Raw genomic sequence first — 2,065 nt, forward strand, 5'->3', positions numbered from 1 at the left:
TCGACGTCGACTGATCCGGTGCGGAACGATGCCTTGGGGTTGCCGGGCGGGTTGACCAGCGCCGCGATGTGACCGTTGGTGGACAAGACGTAGCGGTTGTCCTTGCTGCCGAGCAGTCGCGCACTGCGATAGGTGGCCTGCCATGGTGAGATGTGATCGGCGATGCCGCCGACGATGTAGGCGTCCGCGGTGATCTTGTACAGGTCGACCGGGCTGCCCAGCATGCTGACCCCGCCTGGAGTGACCAGTGCATTCCGCAGCCCCATCAGCACCAGGTCGCGGTGCAGCGCGGCGGCCATCCGGGTGGTGTCGGCGTTCCAGAACAACACGTCGAACGCCGCGGGCTTGCGGCCCTGCACGTAGTTGTTGACCACGTACCGCCACACCAGGTCGGTGGGACGAAGCCAGGCGAACATCTCCGCCATGTCGCGCCCGTCCAGGAAACCCTTCCTGGCCGAGACTCGAATCGCCGCCTGCGCCGCGCGGTCGCTCATCGCCGCGGCGGCAAACCCGGCGCGGGTCTCATCCAGCACGGTGACCGCCAGGTTGAGGCCCGCGACCCGGTCGCCCTCGCCGATCTCGGCGAGATGAGCCGCCGTCATCGCCGCCAGGATGCCGCCCGAGCAGGTGGCCAACAGGTGTGTGCTGTCGGCCCCGGTGATTTTCTCGGCCGCCTCCATCGCCTCCACGATCGCCGCCCCATAGGTATCGAAGCCCCAATCCCGATGGCGGGCTTGCGGGTTCCGCCATGAAATTGCGAAGACCTGCTGGCCCTGCTGGACGAAGTACTCGATCATGCTGCGCCCGGGCGCGATGTCCATGACGTAGTACTTGTTGATCACCGGCGGCACCATGAGCAGTGGAATCGCCCGCACCTTGGGTGTTTGCGGGGCGTACTGGATCAATTCGAACACCGAGGTTTGCAGTACAACGGCGCCCTTGGTGACAGCCAGGTTCTCCCCCACCGCATACGCATCGGGCTCGATCATCGCGGGCACCCGGGGCTTCGAAAGCATGTCACGGGCAAAGGCTCTCGCACCTCGGACCGCGCTCAGACCGCCGGTGTCGATCAGCGCCTTCCAGCCGAGCGGACTGATCAGCGGGTTGTTGCTGGGCGCCAGGCCTTCGACAAGATTGTCGATAACGAACTGCATCTTCTCTTTGTCGCGCCAATCCAGCTGCGCGTCGGCGAGCAGCTCATCAGCGGTCTCGGAGCCCGCCAGATAGGCCTGCATGATCCTGTGCAGCAGCGGATTCTCCTGCCACGCAGGGTCATTGAAGCGCTTGTCGGCGCGTGCGGGAGCGCGGTGCGACTTGCCCACGGCAATATTGCCGAGCTCGCGGGTCAGCGCGCCAACCCGGTCGGCCACCGCGCCGGGGTGCGCAGCGAGGTTGCCGGCGAAGCGGGCCCAGGTGGCGTTCGGCATCATTCGGCTGGCGAATGGCTTTGTGGCGCTGGTGAGAAGCAGGTCGAGTGGCGCAGCCAGCTCGTCGACTTTGACCGTGGCGTCCTTGGGATTTGCCATGGTTATCGGGTGCTTTCGCTTGCCGGAATGGTGATGTCGCGCTTTTGCACCTTGCCGGTGGGACCCTTGGGCAGAGCGTCGACCAACCAGACCTGGCGAGGATACTTGTAGGCGGCCACCCGCTCCTTGACGTAGTCGCGCAGTTCGTCCGGGTGCACTTTCGCCCCTTCCTTCAGCGCCACGGCGGCCCCGACTTCCTCGCCCAGCGAGTCGTGCGGGACGCCGATGACCGCGGCTTCGGCCACATCGGGGTGCTCGTAGAGCACTTCCTCGATTTCGCGGGGGTAGACGTTGTACCCGCCCCGGATGATCAGATCCTTGGTCCGGTCGACGATGTAGAAGTAGCCGTCCTCGTCGACGCGTCCGACGTCACCGGTCGCCAGCCACCCGTCCGGCGTGATCGTGGCCTTGGTCGCCTCAGGCAGGTTCCAGTAGCCCTTCATCACGTTGTGTCCGCGAATCTGGATCTCGCCGGTGTGGCCCTGGGGTACCTCACCGCCGTTCAAGTCGACGACTCGCATCTGCACGCCTTCGATCGG

2 protein-coding genes are annotated in these 2,065 nt (G+C 65.5%); both read right to left on the minus strand.

Annotation, left to right across the window (positions count from 1 at the left end):
• A partial coding sequence (locus VGH54_RS05655; protein ID WP_331510958.1) for a PHA/PHB synthase family protein occupies positions 1–1,526 on the minus strand: 1,526 nt, incomplete at its 3' end.
• A 2-nt stretch (positions 1,527–1,528) separates the two neighbouring features.
• Positions 1,529–2,065 (minus strand): class I adenylate-forming enzyme family protein (locus VGH54_RS05660; protein ID WP_331510959.1); only part of this gene is annotated, 537 nt, incomplete at its 5' end.

It is taken from the genome of Mycobacterium sp. (assembly GCF_036488105.1).
Taxonomy (GTDB): domain Bacteria; phylum Actinomycetota; class Actinomycetes; order Mycobacteriales; family Mycobacteriaceae; genus Mycobacterium.